Raw genomic sequence first — 16,668 nt, forward strand, 5'->3', positions numbered from 1 at the left:
TTTCGCCACTCACCACTCGCGTCCTATTTCTTCGCCATCGCGCACGCCGGGTCCGGCGGGCCGAACGCTTCGTCGCCCGGGATCTTGGCGAGGATCTGATAATAGTCCCACGGATATTTCGATTCCTCGGGCTTCTTGACCTGCACCAGCCACAGGTCGTGCACCATCAGATTGTCCTCGCGCAGTTTGCCGTTGCGGGAGAAAAAATCCTCGATCGGCTTTTCGCGCATCTTCGCCGCGACCTTCAGCGGCTCGTCGGTGCCGGTCTCCTTGATGGCGTTGAGATAGCTCGTGACCGACGAATAAACGCCGGCCTGCCACATCGTCGGCATCCGGTTCATCTTGGCGAAATAGCGTTTTGACCATTCGCGGGTCTTGTCGTCCATGTCCCAGTAGAACGATGTTGTCAGCAACAGGCCTTGCGCTGCCGGTAACCCAAGCGAATGGATGTCGGTGATCAGCGCGAGCAATGCCGCCATCTGCTGACCGCCCTTGAGCACGCCGAACTCCGCGGCGGTCTTGATCTCGTTCATGTTGTTCGGCGGGCCGGCCGCGATGCCGATGATCTTGGCCTTGGACGCCTGCGCCTGAAGCACGAAGGATGACAAATCAGGCGTGGCGAGCGGCGGGCGCACCGAGCCCAGCACCTTGCCGCCATTGGCGGTGACGACGCTGGAAGCGTCGCGCTCCAGCGAATGGCCGAACGCATAGTCGTCGGTGATGAAGAACCAGCTATCGCCGCCGCGCTTCACCACCGCCTGCGCGGTGCCGACCGCGAGCGAACGGGTGTCGATCACCCACTGCATCGCATAGGGCGAACAGGATTTGCCGTGGAAGTCCGCGGTGAGGGTCGAATGCGTGATGAACAGCTTCTTCTTCTCATTGGCGATGCCTTGCACCGCAAGCCCCACCGCGGATACCGGCACGTCGACGATCAGATCGACCTGATCGACGTCGTACCAGCGCCGGGCGATGCCGCCGCCGATGTCAGGCTTGAGCTGGTGGTCGCCGACGATGATGCTGATCGGCTTGCCCAGCACCTTGCCGCCGAAATCGTCGATCGCCATTTGCGCTGACGTGACCGAGCCCTGGCCGGTCGGCGTCGCCGCCGGGCCGTTCATGTCGGTGAGGACGCCGATCTTGACCACATCGTCTGAAATTTGTGCGAGCGTCGCGGTCGATGCCAGCATCGCGGCCGCAAGCACGGTAAGCCTGGATAGGTTCCTGGCGAACATCCCTGTCTTCTCCCTGGAATCGGCGCGTTGGCCGTTGGTGTTTTTCGGGCGGTTGTCCCGCCAATTGGTCTCAATTGCAACTATTTTGCCCCCGCGTCAATGTGGCCGAATGGAGCGGTTCGCCCCCTGAGCGGTATCTGGTTCTGTTTCCTTTCGGCGCGATTCAGGGCATAGGGCGAACCATGACCACGCCGCAGCGCCTGCCGACCTCCCTTACGCCGCTCGATAAGGCGCTCGACGCCCTCCTGCAGAGCGTAGGGCCCGTCGCGCCGGCAGAACTAACGCTTGTCGAAGCGCTGCGTTGCATTGCCGCCGAGATGCCGCCGCTTCAGGCTTATCCGCCCCGCGACGTCGCGGCGGTGGACGGCTACGCATTTTTTGCGCGCGATCTCGTCGGCGCATCCTCCTATTCGCCGTTGCCGTTGTCGACGCCGCCGATCTGGGTCGAGGCCGGCGATGCGATCCCGGAGGCTTGCGACTGCGTACTCGATTCCACTTCCGTCGATGTGTCCGGTCCGCTGCCGCAGGTGCTGCAGGAGGCGATCCCGGGGCAGGGCGTCCGCCGGGCCGGCGGCGATATCGCCGCGGGCAGTTTTGTCGTGGAAGCCGGGCGGCGTGTGTTGCCGCGCCATCTCCTGATCGCGCGCGCTGCCGGCCTGAAGCGCTTGAAGGTCCGCCGTCCGCGGCTGCGCATCGTCAATGTTCCCGGTCGCAGTGTGACGGCGGACCTGATCATCGAGAGCGCGCGAGCTATCGGCACCGAGATCGTCTCTTCCACTGCCGCAGGGCGCGATGCCGGATCAATTGCGGCGGCACTGGATGACGGCGCATGCGATCTGCTCCTGATCGTCGGCGGCTCCGGCGTCGGCCGCACCGATGCGGCGGTGACCGCATTGGGTGCGCGTGGCGAAGTCCTTGCGCACGGCATTGCGCTGCAGCCCGGCCGCACGTCGGCCGTCGGGCGCGTCGGCAATACGCCCGTCATCGTGCTGCCGGGCGCGCCGGATCAGGCGCTAGCCGCATGGTGGACGCTGGCGCTTCCCGTGCTCGATCGCCTCTCGGGCCGCCGCCCGCGCAAGACAGTCAATTTGCCGCTGGCGCGCAAGATTGCATCCAGCGTCGGTATAGCCGAAATCGTGTTGCTGCAGCGGAAGCGGGATATGTGGGCCGCGCTAGCGGTGGGCGAATTGTCGCTGGATGCGATCGCCCGCGCCGAAGCCTGGCTCGTAGTATCAGGCGGCTCGGAAGGATTTGCGGCAGGCAGCCCAGTCGATGCCTATATGTTGCGGGAGTGAAATGAGTTCAGGCATGACCAATACGTCCTCGCCGAGAGATCGCGACAATAACGAGCAGGATCAGTTCCTGACGATCCTGTCGCGTGAGGATGCGCTGGCGCGTTTCGAAGCCGCCTTGTTCCCGCGTCCGGTGCCGGGAGAGAAACATCCGCTCGCCGACGCGCTCGGCTGCGCGCTTGCCGAAGACGTGACGGCGCCGGTCGACGTGCCGCCGTTCGATCGCTCCAACGTCGACGGCTTTGCGGTGCGTTCCGCCGATCTCGCTTCCGCCGGTGAGGCTTCACCGGTGCGCGTGATGCTGAACGATGAGGTGATCGCCTGCGGCACTGCGCCGACACGGCCGGTCTTGTCCGGAACAGCCACGCCGATCGCGACCGGCGGTCAGGTGCCGCGCGGCGCCGACGCCGTCGTCATGGTCGAGCATACGCAGCCAATGGGACATCGCGTGATCGAAATCCGCCGCGCCGCTTCGCCCGGACAGTTCGTGTCCTATGCCGGTTCCGATATCGCCCGCGGTGAGGTTCTGCTGCGCGCCGGCACTGTCATCGGCTCGCGCGAGATCGGCATGCTGGCGGCCTGCGGAATCGCGAATGTGGCCGTCGCGCGCAGACTGCGCGTCGCCATCATCTCGACCGGTGACGAACTGGTGCAGCCCGGCCAACCCCTGCGGCCAGCTGCGATCTACGACACCAACGGCGCGATTGTGACGGCCGCGATCTCGGAGAACGGTGGCGAGGCTCGCTTTTTCGGCGCGATCCCCGACGACGAAGCCCAACTCGAAGCCGCGATGCGCGAGGCGCTCGCAAGCAGCGACATGCTGGTGCTGTCAGGCGGCACTTCGAAAGGCGCGGGCGATGTCTCCCACCGCATCATTGGCCGCCTCGGCAAGCCCGGCATCATCGCCCATGGCGTGGCGCTGAAGCCCGGCAAGCCGCTGTGCCTGGCGGTATGCGACGGCAAGCCGGTGGTCATTCTTCCGGGCTTTCCGACCTCGGCGATGTTCACTTTCCACGACATGATCGTGCCGGTGCTGCGGCGAATGGCCGGCCTGCCGCCGCGTTCGGACGCCAAGGTCAATGCGCGCATGCCGGTGCGGATCGCATCCGAACTCGGCCGCACCGAATTCGTCATGGTGTCGCTGGTCGAAGGGGCGGACGGGCTGATTGCGTATCCTACGGGCAAGGGTTCCGGCGCCATCACCTCGTTCGCGCAGGCCGACGGTTTTCTAAAGATCGATGCGCTCGCGGACCAGATGCCGGCGGGCAGCGAGGCTGAGGTGACGCTGTTCACGCCGCATGTGAGGGTGCCGGATCTCGTCATCGTCGGCAGCCATTGTACCGGGCTCGACCTCGTCACCGCGCCGCTGGCGCATGCCGGACTCGTCGTGCGCTCGATCGCCGTCGGCAGCCTCGGCGGGCTCGCGGCCGCCAAGCGCGGCGAGTGCGATTTTGCGCCGATCCATTTGTTCGACGAGAAGAGCGAAACCTACAACACGCCCTATCTTGCCGAGGGTTTGGAACTGGTGCCCGGCTGGCGTCGCATGCAGGGCATCGTGTTTCGCAGGGGCGACCGGCGTTTCGAAGGCTTGAGCGCCGAGGAGGCGGTGCGCGCGGCACTCGCCGACTCCGCCTGCATCATGGTCAACCGCAACCAGGGCGCCGGTACGCGCATCCTGATCGACCGGCTGCTCAGCGGCGCGCGCCCCGACGGCTACTGGAATCAGCCGCGCTCGCACAATGCGGTGGCGGCAGCCGTCGCGCAGCACCGCGCCGACTGGGGCATGACCATTGCGCCGGTCGCGCATGCATCAAACCTGGGTTTCATTCCCTTTGCCGAAGAGCATTATGACTTCGCGCTGGTGGCGGCGCGCAAGCAGAGGCCGGCCGTGCAGGCGTTTCTCGATGCGCTGGCGTCGGAGGCAGCCCGCACGGCGCTGCAGCAGGCGGGTTTCCGGCCGGCCTGACGCGCTCGCGAAGTATAAGAAGCCGCCAACAGAAGCGGCTCGGGGCAGGGATGGAAATGGCAACACCGCTATCGATTGCGATTGTCGGCGCCGGCATGGGCGGGCTCGCGACCGCCGCGGCGCTGCGGCGGGTCGGCATCGACGTCACCGTGTACGAGCAGGCCACGCAATTCGCGCGGATCGGGGCCGGCATCCAGATCGGCTGCAACGCCATGAAGGTGCTGCGCGGGCTTGGACTTGAAGCACGGCTGCGCGCGCAATCCTTCTATCCGCGCTCCTGGAACAATCGCGACTGGCGCACCGGCGACGTCAAGTTCGACATGATTTTTGGCGAGAGCGCCGAGCAGAAATTCGGCGTGCCCTATCTGCTGGCGCATCGCGGCGATCTGCATGCGGCGCTCGCCAGCGCCGTTCCCGATCGATGCGTCAAGCTCAATCACAAGCTGGTCGGCCTTGATGAGACCGGCGAGGGCGTGCGGCTCGCCTTTGCCAACGGCGAAACCGTGACGGCCGATGCCGTGATCGGCGCCGACGGCATTCATTCGCTGGTGAGGGACATTCTGTTCGGCGCGTCGCCGGTCAGCTTTACCGGGCGGATCGCCTATCGCACGACCTATCCCGCCGCGCTGCTCGGCGGTGCAAAAATCGACGACTGCACCAAATGGTGGGGCGAGGACCGTCATATCGTGATCTATTACGTCAAGCCGGACCGCAGCGAGATCTACCTCGTCACCAGCCAGCCGGAGCCGGATTTCCGGATCGAGTCATGGTCGGCGAAGGGCGATGTCAGGGAATTGCGAAAGGCCTTCGTCGGCTTCCATAGTCAGGTCGAGAAGGTGCTGGCGGCGTGTCCCGACGTCCACAAATGGGCGATCGTCGATCGCCATTCGCTGGAGCGATGGACGGATCGCAACGTCACGCTGCTCGGCGACGCCTGCCATCCGATGACGCCCTACATGGCGCAGGGCGCGGCGATGGCGATCGAGGATGCGGCGGTATTGTCGCGCTGCCTTGACGGAGTGGAGCGGGAAGGCGTCGCGAAGGCGTTTCGCCGCTTCGAGGCGACGCGCAAGGCGCGGACGGAACGTATTCAAGCGACCTCGCGTGCCAACACCTGGCTCAGCGGAAAGACCGATACCGACTGGGTGTATGGCTACAACGCCTGGACGGTGCCGCTGGCGGCGTAAGTTCTCGTTAGGCTTGAACGCGCAACAACTCGCTGATGATCCGTGGCTTCATCCAGCCGACATTGTCGACAATCTCCCGGCGCAAGGCGTCCTGTTCGGCTTCGTATCGCTCGCGTGTGATGCCGCGGCCGCCGGTCGCGGTAATTCCGAATGCTTCCAGCGCGGCATCATGGCGCCGCTTCCATTCGATCACGCGCCTGGTCATGACTTCCGTAACCGCCGGCACCGTGCCGGGATGGCCTGCCAATTCACAGGCCTCCTTGGTGCGGACATCCGCGGCCAGCATGAGCACGTTCCAGTCATCGTATCCGATCAGGTTCATCTGGGCATACAGAAACGCACCATGTTCGCCGTCCCAGATAGTGTGGTCGATGACCAGAAAAGGCACGGCGCGGCAGTAGCCGTAGCGCGTGGTCATGTCGCGGTTGAAAGCCTCGGTGCGTTGATCCAGCCGCTGCTTGGCCGCGGCGAAGAGAGCGATATAGTCATCTGCCGTCGGCAGAATGTTGCGCGCATCATCCGGTGCAAAGCCGACTTCCCGCAGAAATTTGCCGATCTTTGGATCGTCCCAGAGTTCTTTGGGGAAAACGCGGGTCACACCGTCCGCGTCCGGCGCCGGACGCATCGTCTCCTTGAATTCGGCAAAGCTTTGCTGGTTCGTGCCGAAAGTCGTCCTGCGTCCGAACATTGCCACGGCTCCGCGTTAAATCCGTCGCGGCTAATGTATCGGCGAGTACATTAAATCGTATTTAATACGAACCTGAAATCACGACCGATTTCATCAATACATAGAGCCCGGTGTTGCTTGCGAGGCAGGTAAAGGAAGTGGTTACGCTGTTCGGCCTCGGCCAGCGCGCGCTGTGCCGACGGCGTCAGGATTTTCACAGTCGCCGGCACCTCGACGACCTTGTCGCTACCCGTCCACATTCTGGCAAGCTCGCGCATCCGAGAAACGAGCAGCGCGATATCCAGGACGAAATCGATCGCCCTGACGAAAAAGGCCAAAAGACCCCAGACGATCTCGCTCATCGGCAACTCTCGAGCCTGCGGGACATGGACGGTAGTCGTAAACGTCCGTGATCGGGTTCAGTTCGGCAGGACGCCGCTCCCGCCACCGTGGCGCGCCGCAGGTCGCGCCGCGTGAACCTGACAGGTGCCGGCCGCGACCAAGCGGGTGGAAAGGAAAGCGACACGGCGTCAGGCGATGCGGTCGATCGCGCGAATGATGTCATGACGCTGTCCCACCATCTAAATTTCCGCAGGATCGCAGCTCTCGTCGCCGCCGCCGGCACTCTGTTCTGGATCTATACCTTCCATGCGACCTACCCGTCCCCTGGCAGCGACGGCGGTTTTCATCTGATAGCTATTCTTCTGCTTAGTGCGATCTTCGGAATATTCTTTCTGCCGGCGTGGTTCCTCGTCGCCATCGGTCGGTTGCCGAAATTAGCCACCGCCTGGGGCCTGTGCGGCCTGATCGCATTCGCGGTGATCTGGTTGGCGCCCTGAGGGAATTCCGCAATCCTGGTTCTTCTCAGGCCTCCGGGGCCGCGTCCAGCGCCGCCAGCCGTTCGGCTTCCGCGATGTCATCCACCGTGTTTGCATTGAAGAAGGGATCGAGCGGCTCGGTCGGCCAGGCCACAGTGGCAAGCTTATAGCGCGCGGTCCAGCGGTCGATTTTCCTGATGTCCTCGACGACAAGCGCATGGCGCAGCTCGTCGCGTAAGGCGACGCTCCATAACCCGATGACCGGATGCGATTGGCCGCTGGAAGCGGCGACCGCGAGCTGAGCATTTTCATCCATCAGCGCCTGATGCAGGCGCGAGCCCAGATCGCGCGGCAGGAACGGACAGTCCGCGGCCGCGCTCAGCACCAGAGCCACTTCAGGCCGGTTCGCCGCCATCCAGTCAAGCGCGGCCAGGATGCCGGCAAGCGGGCCGGGGAAATCGGCGACGCCGTCGGCGATCACGGGCAGCCCAAACGCAGCAAAGCGGGCGGGATCGCCGTTGGCATTGAGGATCAATCCGTCGCATTGCGGCGCAAGCCGCGCGATCACGCGATCGAGGATGGTGCGACCGGCGATCGTGCGCATCGGCTTGTCGCCGCCGCCCATCCGCCGCGCCAGCCCGCCGGCGAGCAGAACGCCAGGAATCTTACTCGTCACGTTCTTCGCCCTTGCGCTTGTGCCGCTCGGATTCCTCCTCGACATAGTCGAGGTTCTGATCGAACACGATCCGCTCCTGTCCCGACAATACGATGAAGCGTTTGCCCCTCGTGCGGCCAACCAATGTCAGTCCGACCTGCCGCGCCAGTTCGACACCCCACGCCGTAAAGCCCGAGCGCGAGACCAGAATGGGAATGCCCATCCGCACCGTCTTGATCACCATCTCGGAGGTCAGGCGGCCGGTGGTGTAGAGGATTTTGTCGGCGGGATCGACGCCGTGGCGATAGATCCAGCCCGCGATCTTGTCGACGGCGTTGTGGCGGCCGACGTCCTCGGTGTAGCAGACGGGCGTGCCTTCCTTGCACAGCACGCAGCCATGGATCGCGCCGGCTTCCAGATAGAGCGAGGGCATGGTGTTGATCGTACGCGTCATCTCGTAGAGCCATGAGGTGCGCAACTCGGCCTTCGGCAGCGCCACGCTTTCCACTGCTTCAAGGAGATCGCCGAATGCGGTGCCCTGTGCGCAGCCTGAAGTCTGCGTACGCTTCTTCAGCTTGGCCTCAAAATTGGTGTGATGCTCGGTGCGCACCACCACCACCTGCAGGTCGTCGTGATATTCGACCTCGGTGACGACATCGTCGTACTTCAGCATGTTCTGGTTCAGGAGGTAGCCGAGCGCCAGATACTCCGGATAGTCGCCGATCGTCATCATGGTGACGATCTCCTGCGCGTTCAGGTACAGCGTCAGCGGCCGCTCCACCGGCACCCGGATTTCGACCGCAGCACCCGTCTGGTCGGTTCCGGCAACGCGCTCCGTCAGCCGCGGATCCTCAGGATTCGGCACGATCAGGGGGGCGGGGGCTTTTTCCATCTTCATCATAGGGTACAGCGTAGCATGACATTATCTGTAGGCTGATATAAGCACCGGAGCTAGCAAGTCACGGTTTACTCCGTCATGGCCGGGCTTGTCCCGGCCATCCACGTCTTTCTTTCGGCGATAGTGCCAAGACGTGGATGCCCGGGACAAGCCCGGGCATGACGATCTACGAAGAACTGCCGGCGCGGAGTATGAAATGAAAGTAATAGGCCTCGCGGGATGGAGCGGTGCCGGCAAGACCACCTTGCTGACCCGGGCGATTCCGCAATTCGCAAAACTGGGGCTGCGCGTATCCGTGATCAAGCACGCCCATCATGCCTTCGATGTCGACGTGCCCGGCAAGGATTCCTGGCGGCACCGCGAGGCCGGCGCGGCCGAAGTTCTGGTGTCATCCGGCCGGCGCTGGGCCCTGATGCATGAGCTGCGCGGCGCGCATGAACCGCGACTGCCGGAACTGCTCGCGAAGATGTCGCCGGTCGATCTCGTTGTCGTCGAGGGCTTCAAGCGCGAGCCGCATCGCAAGATCGAGGTTTATCGCGCCGCGAATGACAAGCCGCTGCTGTTCCCCGACGATCCCGGCATTGTCGGCATTGCGACCGATACGGCGGTTGAAACCATGCTGCCGACTGCCCATCTCGACGATATCGAGGCCGTGGTGGCGATGATGTTGCGGTCGGCGATCTCGCTCGAAGACGTGCTGGCGAAATGCGAGGGCTGATCAGGCACATGGCGCAATTGTCCGACGATTGCTTTGCCTTCGGCGGTCCGATGATGTCGGTCGATGAGGCCGTCGGCCTCATTGCCACGCGCGTGACGCCGGTGGTGGATATCGAGACGGTTGCGCTCGCCCGCGCCGACGGCCGCATTCTTGCACACGAAATTTTGGCGCCGCTGCCGCTGCCGCCCTTCACCAATTCGGCCGTCGATGGCTATGCGATTTCGAGCCGCGACCTGCCGCAGAAGGACGAACAGGCATTTCCCGTTATCGGCCGCGTTCAGGCGGGCAGTTCCGCGTCCGCACCGCTCAAGCCGGGGCATGCGATGCGCATTTTCACCGGCGCGCCGATGCCTGAAGGCGCCGATACCGTATTCATGCAAGAGGACGTCCGCCTCGACGGCGACAAGGTCGTTCTCCCTGCCGGCCTCAAGTCTGGCGCCAATGTACGCCCCGCGGGCGAGGATATCCCTTCAGGCTTTGCGGCCTTGCAGCCCGGCCAGCGGCTGCGGCCGCAGGATGTCGCGCTTGCCGCGGCGTTCGGCCTGACCGAGCTCGATGTCGTCAGGCGCCTGCGCGTCGCCGTGTTCTCCACGGGCAACGAGATCGCTTCGCCCGGCGAAGCGCGCGCCGCGGCGCAACTATTCGACTCCAACCGCTTCATGCTGATGGCGATGTTGTCGCGACTCGGCTGCGACGTCAGCGATCTCGGCATCATCAGGGACGATCGCGCTTCGCTGGCCCGCGCGCTGCAGGAGGTCGCCGGCAGCCATGATTTGATCCTTACAACCGGCGGCGTCTCGACCGGCGAGGAGGATCACGTCAAGGCAAGCGTCGAAAGCGTCGGCCGGCTGGTGCTGTGGCGGATGGCGATCAAGCCGGGACGGCCCGTCGCGATGGGCATCATCAACGGCACCCCCTTCATCGGATTGCCGGGCAATCCGGTGGCGAGTTTTGTCACTTTCGTTCACGTGGTGCGGCCGACCATTCTGGCGCTATCGGGCGCGCGGCCGGAGCCGCTTCTGCCGATGCCGGTTCGCGCCGCCTTCAGTTACAAGAAGAAGATCTCACGCCGTGAGTATGTTCGCGTCAGCTTGCGCCAGGCGACCGACGGCGGGCTGGATGCGGTGAAGTTTCCGCGAGAGGGTGCGGGCCTGTTGTCATCGCTGGCAGACACCGATGGCCTCGTCGAACTTGGCGAAGACGTCACGCAGGTGTCGCCCGGCCAGACGGTCGGGTTCCTATCCTATGCAAGCCTCATCAACTGATGTCCGTTGACGATGCGGTTCCCCTTCGCCATGGTCGGCGCATGACGACGACAAAACTCGATCTCGCCGGACTGAAATGCCCGCTGCCGGCGCTAAAGACGCGCAAGGCACTGAAGACGCTGCCGCCGGGCGACCGGTTGGAAGTGCTCTGCACCGATCCACTGTCGGTGATCGATATCCCGAATCTCATTCGCGAGACCGGCGACAAGGTCGAAATAACCGAGCGCAGCCAGGACCGCATCGTGTTCCTGATAGAAAAAACAAATGGGCCGATAGAAAAGACGAATGCATGAAGGATAAGGCCGCACGCGTCAATTAGACGACTTCACTACGGCGCGTGATTGCCGGGTGCGACAATCGGACCTACAACTCCCGGCATGAACCTCCCGACATCGAAGGCGAGTGCGGCGATATCCCCCGCGGACGAACCGGCGGCCAAGCCAGGCAAATCGGCTGGCGGCCCCGAGTTCGGCGCGCTGGCGCAGGCCTCGATCCTGATCGTCGACGACGAGCCCGGAATGCGCAATTTTCTGGTGCGCACGCTGGGGCCGCGCTGCAAGCACGTGGAAGAGGCCGCCGACACCGACGAAGCCTCGCGCAAGCTCGACAAAAATCGATTCGACGTCGTCATCCTCGACAACATCATGCCGGGCAAGAACGGCGTCGACTGGCTGGCGGAGCAACGGGCCGTCGGCTTCTTCGCCGACGCCATCCTGATCACCGCCTATGCCGATCTCGACACCGCGATCCAGGCGCTGCGCGCCGGTGCGGTCGATTTCGTGTTGAAACCGTTTCGCTCGAACCAGATCCTGAACGCTGTGGCCCGCTGCCTCGACCGTGTCAGGCTGCAGCGCGAGAATTATGTTCTGCGCTATGCGCTGCGCGCATCCTCCGACCGCACCTTCCTGCGTGACAATCTGATCGGAGAATCGCCGGCGGCCCGTAGCGTGCGGGAAACCATCGCCCGTGTTGCCCGCCTGCCGACGTCGATCCTGCTCACCGGCGAATCCGGCACCGGCAAGGAAGTTGCCGCGCGCTCGATTCATTCTCTGTCCGACCGCGCCGACAAGCCGTTCGTGCCGGTGAACTGCGCAGCGATTCCCCCTGAAATGATCGAGGGCGAGCTGTTCGGACACATCAAGGGCGCTTTCACCGGCGCGGACAGCGGCCGCGAGGGTCTGTTCCTCTATGCCCACGGCGGCACGCTGTTCCTCGATGAAATCGGCGAACTGCCGCTGCCGATGCAGAGCAAGTTGCTCCGCGTGCTGGAGGACCGCCGCGTCCGTCCCGTCGGCTCCGAGCGTGAAGTGCCGGTCGACCTTCGCCTCATCTTTGCGACCAATGCCGATCTGCAGAAGGAAGTGGAGAGGGGGCGCTTCCGTGCCGATCTGTATTACCGCCTCAACGTCATGCAGATTCATCTGCCGCTGTTGAAGGATCGCGGCGATGACGTGCAGGAACTCGCCACCATTTTCATGAACAAGCTCTCGATACAGCTCGGCATGCCGCCGGTTCCGATCGATAGCTCAGTGCGCGCCGCACTGGCGAGTTACGATTGGCCGGGCAATGTGCGCGAGTTGCGCAACCTGATCGAGCGCACCTTGATTCTCGGCGCGTTCCCGGACGATTTCGCCGGACCGAGAGCCGATGGGCAGTCCGCGGCTGCCGACAGTCTTGCGGATCTGGAGCGCCGGCACATTCTTTCGGTGCTGAAGGAGACCGGCGGCAACCGCGAGGAGGCGGCGCGGCGGCTCGGGATTTCGCGCAAGACCATCGATCGCAAACTCGCGTTATGGAATGGCTGACCGGGCAGGCAGCATCGACGCGCCGGTACGCGGGCAATCCGTCCGCTTCCGCCTGCTTGCCATTGCACTGCTGCCGATGCTGGTCATCCTGCCGCTTCTGCTTGGCGTAGCCATCTATCGCTGGAATGCGAGATTTGACGCCACGCTGATTTCGAAGGTGAACGGCGATCTCACCATCGCGCATCAATATCTCGCCCGCATTCTGGAAAAGACAGGTGTTCAGATCCGCGGGCTCAGCCTCTCGTTCCGCTTCCGCGAGGTGGAAGAGCGTGAAACCCTCGCCGCTGTGGTGGACTTGCTCGAGCAGTCCCGTAAAGAGATCGGCCTCGACTTTCTCTATCTGATGGACGCCGCTGGCAAGGTCGTCGCCTCGTCACCCCCGCTCAAGGGCGCGCCGAGAGCCGACTGGCCGATCATCAGGTCGGCATTGTCAGGCGAATCCACGTCGACGGGCATCGACATCTTTACCAACGACGAACTCGCGGCGATCTCGCCCGCGCTGGCCGAGCGCGCGCGTCTCGATCTCGTGCCGACGCCAAACGCCGTACCGACCGATCGCAGTACGGAAACGAGCGGCATGGTGGTGCATGCTGCTGCCCGCGCAACGGCGCCCGGAGGAGGGCCGGCCGCGCTGGTCGGCGGGATTCTGCTGAACCAGAATCTCGAGTTCATCGATACGATCAACGACCTTGTCTATCGCGAAGCGAGCCTGCCCGAGGGCAGCCAGGGCACGGCGACGCTGTTTCTCGACGACGTGCGGATATCGACCAATGTCCGCCTGTTCGAGGGACGGCGCGCGCTCGGAACGCGGGTGTCGGCGGCAGTCCGTTCGGCGGTGCTGGGGGAAGGGCGTACCTGGCTGGACAGCGCTTTCGTCGTCAACGACTGGTACATCTCGGCCTACGAGCCGCTGGTAGACACTTATGGCAAGCGTGTCGGCATGCTCTATGTCGGATTTCTGCAGAAGCCGTTCAACGATGCGAAGTTCGAGACGCTGCTGATCATCGCGCTTGCCTTCATCGTGATCACGGGGGCAACGGTGCCGATTTTCCTGCGCTGGGCGCAATCGATTTTCATGCCGCTCGAACGGGTCACGGCGACGATCGGCGAAGTCGAGAGCGGCAACCTGTCCGCCCGTACCAAACTGCCGGCGTCGGGCGATGAGATCGGCCGCGTAGCTGTTCATCTCGATACGCTGCTGGACCAGATTCAGGAGCGCGATCGCCAGTTGCGCGAGTGGAACGAGGAGCTGAACACGCGGGTCCGCGAGCGAACGCGGGACCTCGAGCATGCCAATCTGAAGCTGGAGGCGACCACCAAGCAGCTCATCATGTCCGAAAAGCTCGCCGCCATCGGCGAGATCACCGCGGGCGTGGCGCACGAAATCAATAATCCCATCGCGGTGATGCAGGGCAATCTCGACGTCATCCGCAGCGTGATCGGTGCCGACGTCGACAAGGCCAAGGTCGAGTTCCGGCTGCTGGATGAGCAGATCCATCGCATCAGCCAGATCGTCATGAAACTTCTCCAGTTCGCCCGGCCGGAGGAATATGCCGGCTATGTCGAGCGCCATGCGCCGGGAAGCGTCGTGCTGGATTGCCTGCCGCTGGTCCAGCATCTCCTGAACAAGACCGAAATCAATGTCGTGCGGGAAGATCGGGCGAGCCGCCTGGTCTTGATGAACCGCACGGAGTTACAGCAGGTCGTGATCAACCTGATCGTCAACGCCATCCACGCCATGCCCGACGGCGGCACGTTAACTCTCCGCTCCTTCGACGCCGATCGCGATGGGAACCCGGGCATTGCGATCGAAGTGGCCGACACCGGTATCGGCATGAGCGCGGACATCATGGAGAGGGTGTTCGATCCCTTCTTCACATCCAAGCGCCGCGAAGGCACCGGCCTTGGCCTATCGATCAGCCAGACGCTGGTGAAGCGCCAGCGCGGCCAGATCACCGTCGAAAGCCAGATCGGCTCAGGCAGCACATTCCGCGTGTGGCTTCCTGAAGCGAGCTGACCGGACATTTTGTCCGGAGGAGGTCCGGACATTTTGTCCGCCGACGCGGGAGCCCTCCCGCTAAGTGATTGATTTTCTGTATCGCGCCATTTGGCACGTCGATTGCTGTCTTCCTTCTCTGGGAGTGGAGTGGGGAGGGTGCGATGACCGAGTGTTCGCTCGCAAAGTTGGCGACTGCGCGAACGCGTTCGGTTGCTTGCTGCTTTCCTGACCCGCTTGCGCCGCACTTCAAACGACTTTGCTTCGACACCCACTCCGATCGGTCGCATGCGCATCACAGGCCCTGCGCATACGGTCCGCGCCTCGCGGCTCCCTCACTTTCAACTTTCCCACGATGTGCCGGTAAGGCCACGAACCCGGAGGTTTTTCTATGAGTACAGCCGATGCCACGCTTGCACCGTCAGGTGCGCTCGGGCTCCTCGACAAGGAGCGAACGATCGCGACAGCCGGCTTCAACCGCTGGCTGGTGCCGCCGGCCGCGCTCTGCATCCATCTCTGCATCGGCATGGCCTATGGCTTCAGCGTGTTCTGGCTGCCGCTGTCGCGCGCGATCGGGCTGAGTGCGCCGAAGGCCTGCCAGGACATGACGCTGGTGCAGGAGCTCTTCACCACCACCTGCGACTGGAAGGTCGCCAGCATGGGCTGGATGTACACGCTGTTCTTCGTGCTGCTCGGCATTGCCGCCGCAGTGTGGGGCGGCTGGCTCGAGCGCGTCGGGCCCCGCAAGGCCGGCTTCGTTTCGGCGATGTGCTGGTGCGGCGGGCTCTTCCTCGGCGCGATCGGCATCTACACGCATCAGCTTTGGTTGCTGTGGCTCGGCTCGGGCGTGATCGGCGGCGTCGGTCTCGGCCTCGGCTACATCTCGCCGGTGTCGACGCTGGTGAAATGGTTCCCGGACCGGCGCGGCATGGCTACCGGCATGGCGATCATGGGCTTTGGCGGCGGCGCCATGATCGGCGCGCCGCTGGCCAATCTCCTGATGAACTATTTCAAGACCCCAACCTCGGTCGGCGTCTGGGAAACCTTCGTTGCGATGGGCGTGATCTACTTCGTGTTCATGATGATCGGCGCCTTCCGCTATCGCATTCCGCCGGCGGGCTGGCGGCCCGAGGGCTGGACGCCGCCGACCAAGGCCAATGCGATGATCTCGCAGAACCACGTTCATCTGAAGGACGCGCACAAGACGCCGCAGTTCTGGCTGATCTGGTGGGTGCTCTGCCTCAACGTGTCGGCAGGCATCGGCGTGATCGGCATGGCTTCGCCGATGCTGCAGGAAATCTTCGCCGGCAAGCTGATCGGATTGCCCGATGTCGGCTTCAATCAGCTCGACGCGACGCAGAAGGCGACGATTGCAGGCATCGCGGCCGGCTTCGCCGGACTGCTCTCGCTGTTCAATATCGGCGGCCGCTTCTTCTGGGCCTCGCTGTCGGACAAGATCGGACGCAAGAACACTTACTACACGTTCTTCATCCTCGGCATCGTGCTCTACGCGCTGGCGCCGACCTTCGCGGCGATGGGCTCGAAGCTGCTGTTCGTGCTCGGCTTCGGCATCATCCTGTCGATGTATGGCGGCGGCTTCGCCACCGTGCCGGCCTATCTCGCCGACATGTTCGGAACGCAGTTCGTCGGCGCCATTCATGGCCGTCTGCTGACGGCCTGGTCGACGGCCGGCATCATCGGTCCCGTGGTCGTGAACTACATCCGCGAGTTTCAGCTTGCGGCCGGCGTTCCGCGTGACCAGCTCTACAACACCACGATGTACATCCTGTGCGCGATGCTGATCGCGGGCCTGATCTGCAACTATCTGATCAAGCCGGTCGATGCGAAGTGGCACATGAGCGATGCCGAGGTCGCCAAGCTGCAGGCCGCGACGGCGAACGCCGGGGCTTCGGGCCCGTCAGGCTCCTATGGCATCGGCTTCGGCGGGCTCGACGCCAAGGCCGCGCTGTTCTGGGCCTTCGTCGGCATCCCCCTGGCCTGGGGCGTGTGGAAGACGCTGGAAAGCGCCGTCAAGATCTTGTGACCTTTCACGGCGTCGCGGGCAAGCGACCCGCGACGCCGTTCTCGATCCGTCTTTTTTCAATGCCGAATTCAAATCGAGCTATCAAAAATCCAGATCAATGCGCATTCGCAATCGCAGCATGA

15 protein-coding genes are annotated in these 16,668 nt (G+C 63.7%); 10 read left to right on the forward strand and 5 right to left on the reverse strand.

The annotated features are described in order from the left end of the window. Window positions 1-23: 23 nt before the first annotated feature. On the reverse strand, window positions 24-1,235 hold the full coding sequence (locus AC0QUY_RS04700; protein ID WP_475385962.1) for an ABC transporter substrate-binding protein: 1,212 nt from the start codon (window positions 1,233-1,235) through the stop codon (window positions 24-26). 182 nt (window positions 1,236-1,417) lie between these two features. On the opposite strand from AC0QUY_RS04700, the gene AC0QUY_RS04705 reads away from it, so the two are divergent. From AC0QUY_RS04705 to AC0QUY_RS04715, 3 genes are read left to right on the forward strand one after another with little or no spacing between them, the layout of a single operon-like run. Beyond that, window positions 1,418-2,530 (forward strand): molybdopterin-binding protein, encoded by a 1,113-nt coding sequence (locus AC0QUY_RS04705; protein ID WP_475385963.1) that lies wholly within the window; start codon window positions 1,418-1,420, stop codon window positions 2,528-2,530. A 13-nt stretch (window positions 2,531-2,543) separates the two neighbouring features. After that, window positions 2,544-4,493: a molybdopterin biosynthesis protein gene (locus AC0QUY_RS04710; protein WP_475385964.1), complete on the forward strand. Its 1,950-nt coding sequence runs from the start codon at window positions 2,544-2,546 to the stop codon at window positions 4,491-4,493. Window positions 4,494-4,549: 56 nt separating this feature from the next. Then, entirely contained in the window at window positions 4,550-5,680 is a 1,131-nt protein-coding gene (locus AC0QUY_RS04715; protein WP_475385965.1) for an FAD-dependent monooxygenase, read from the forward strand. A 7-nt stretch (window positions 5,681-5,687) separates the two neighbouring features. Here AC0QUY_RS04715 and AC0QUY_RS04720 read toward each other — a convergent pair whose 3' ends face one another. Both AC0QUY_RS04720 and AC0QUY_RS04725 read right to left on the reverse strand, forming a co-directional pair. Continuing rightward, entirely contained in the window at window positions 5,688-6,368 is a 681-nt protein-coding gene (locus AC0QUY_RS04720; RefSeq protein WP_475385966.1) for a hypothetical protein, read from the reverse strand. Between the two features lie 50 nt (window positions 6,369-6,418). After that, window positions 6,419-6,709: a hypothetical protein gene (locus tag AC0QUY_RS04725; RefSeq protein WP_475385967.1), complete on the reverse strand. Its 291-nt coding sequence runs from the start codon at window positions 6,707-6,709 to the stop codon at window positions 6,419-6,421. Between the two features lie 111 nt (window positions 6,710-6,820). Between AC0QUY_RS04725 and AC0QUY_RS04730 the strand changes: the two genes are divergently transcribed. Beyond that, window positions 6,821-7,186, forward strand: a complete 366-nt coding sequence (locus AC0QUY_RS04730) for a hypothetical protein (protein ID WP_475385968.1) — start codon at window positions 6,821-6,823, stop codon at window positions 7,184-7,186. Window positions 7,187-7,211: 25 nt separating this feature from the next. Here AC0QUY_RS04730 and mobA read toward each other — a convergent pair whose 3' ends face one another. Together mobA and fdhD are read right to left on the reverse strand one after the other, a co-directional pair. Continuing rightward, window positions 7,212-7,886, reverse strand: coding sequence for a molybdenum cofactor guanylyltransferase MobA (gene mobA, locus AC0QUY_RS04735; RefSeq protein ID WP_475385969.1), 675 nt, complete (start codon window positions 7,884-7,886; stop codon window positions 7,212-7,214). Then, entirely contained in the window at window positions 7,831-8,721 is an 891-nt protein-coding gene (gene fdhD, locus AC0QUY_RS04740; RefSeq protein ID WP_475385970.1) for a formate dehydrogenase accessory sulfurtransferase FdhD, read from the reverse strand. Before fdhD ends, mobA begins: the two co-directional genes overlap by 56 nt. A 193-nt stretch (window positions 8,722-8,914) precedes the next feature. Here fdhD and mobB point away from each other — a divergent pair, with 193 nt between their 5' ends. The 6 genes from mobB (at window position 8,915) to AC0QUY_RS04770 (ending at window position 16,546) form a co-directional block, all read left to right on the forward strand. Continuing rightward, window positions 8,915-9,436, forward strand: coding sequence for a molybdopterin-guanine dinucleotide biosynthesis protein B (mobB, locus tag AC0QUY_RS04745; protein WP_475385971.1), 522 nt, complete (start codon window positions 8,915-8,917; stop codon window positions 9,434-9,436). 8 nt (window positions 9,437-9,444) lie between these two features. Beyond that, complete coding sequence (locus AC0QUY_RS04750) at window positions 9,445-10,701, forward strand: molybdopterin molybdotransferase MoeA (RefSeq protein WP_475385972.1); 1,257 nt, start codon at window positions 9,445-9,447, stop codon at window positions 10,699-10,701. Window positions 10,702-10,742: 41 nt separating this feature from the next. Continuing rightward, window positions 10,743-10,994 carry a sulfurtransferase TusA family protein gene (locus AC0QUY_RS04755; protein ID WP_475385973.1) on the forward strand — a complete coding sequence of 84 codons (252 nt, stop codon included), beginning with the start codon at window positions 10,743-10,745 and terminating at the stop codon, window positions 10,992-10,994. An 84-nt stretch (window positions 10,995-11,078) separates the two neighbouring features. Beyond that, window positions 11,079-12,506 (forward strand): sigma-54-dependent transcriptional regulator, encoded by a 1,428-nt coding sequence (locus AC0QUY_RS04760; RefSeq protein ID WP_475385974.1) that lies wholly within the window; start codon window positions 11,079-11,081, stop codon window positions 12,504-12,506. Continuing rightward, complete coding sequence (locus AC0QUY_RS04765) at window positions 12,499-14,523, forward strand: sensor histidine kinase (protein ID WP_475385975.1); 2,025 nt, start codon at window positions 12,499-12,501, stop codon at window positions 14,521-14,523. The genes AC0QUY_RS04760 and AC0QUY_RS04765 overlap by 8 nt, the downstream gene beginning before the upstream one ends. 370 nt (window positions 14,524-14,893) lie before the next feature. Further along, on the forward strand, window positions 14,894-16,546 hold the full coding sequence (locus AC0QUY_RS04770) for an OFA family MFS transporter (RefSeq protein WP_475385976.1): 1,653 nt from the start codon (window positions 14,894-14,896) through the stop codon (window positions 16,544-16,546). Window positions 16,547-16,668 lie beyond the last annotated feature (122 nt).

Source organism: Bradyrhizobium sp. WYCCWR15520 (assembly GCF_056174665.1).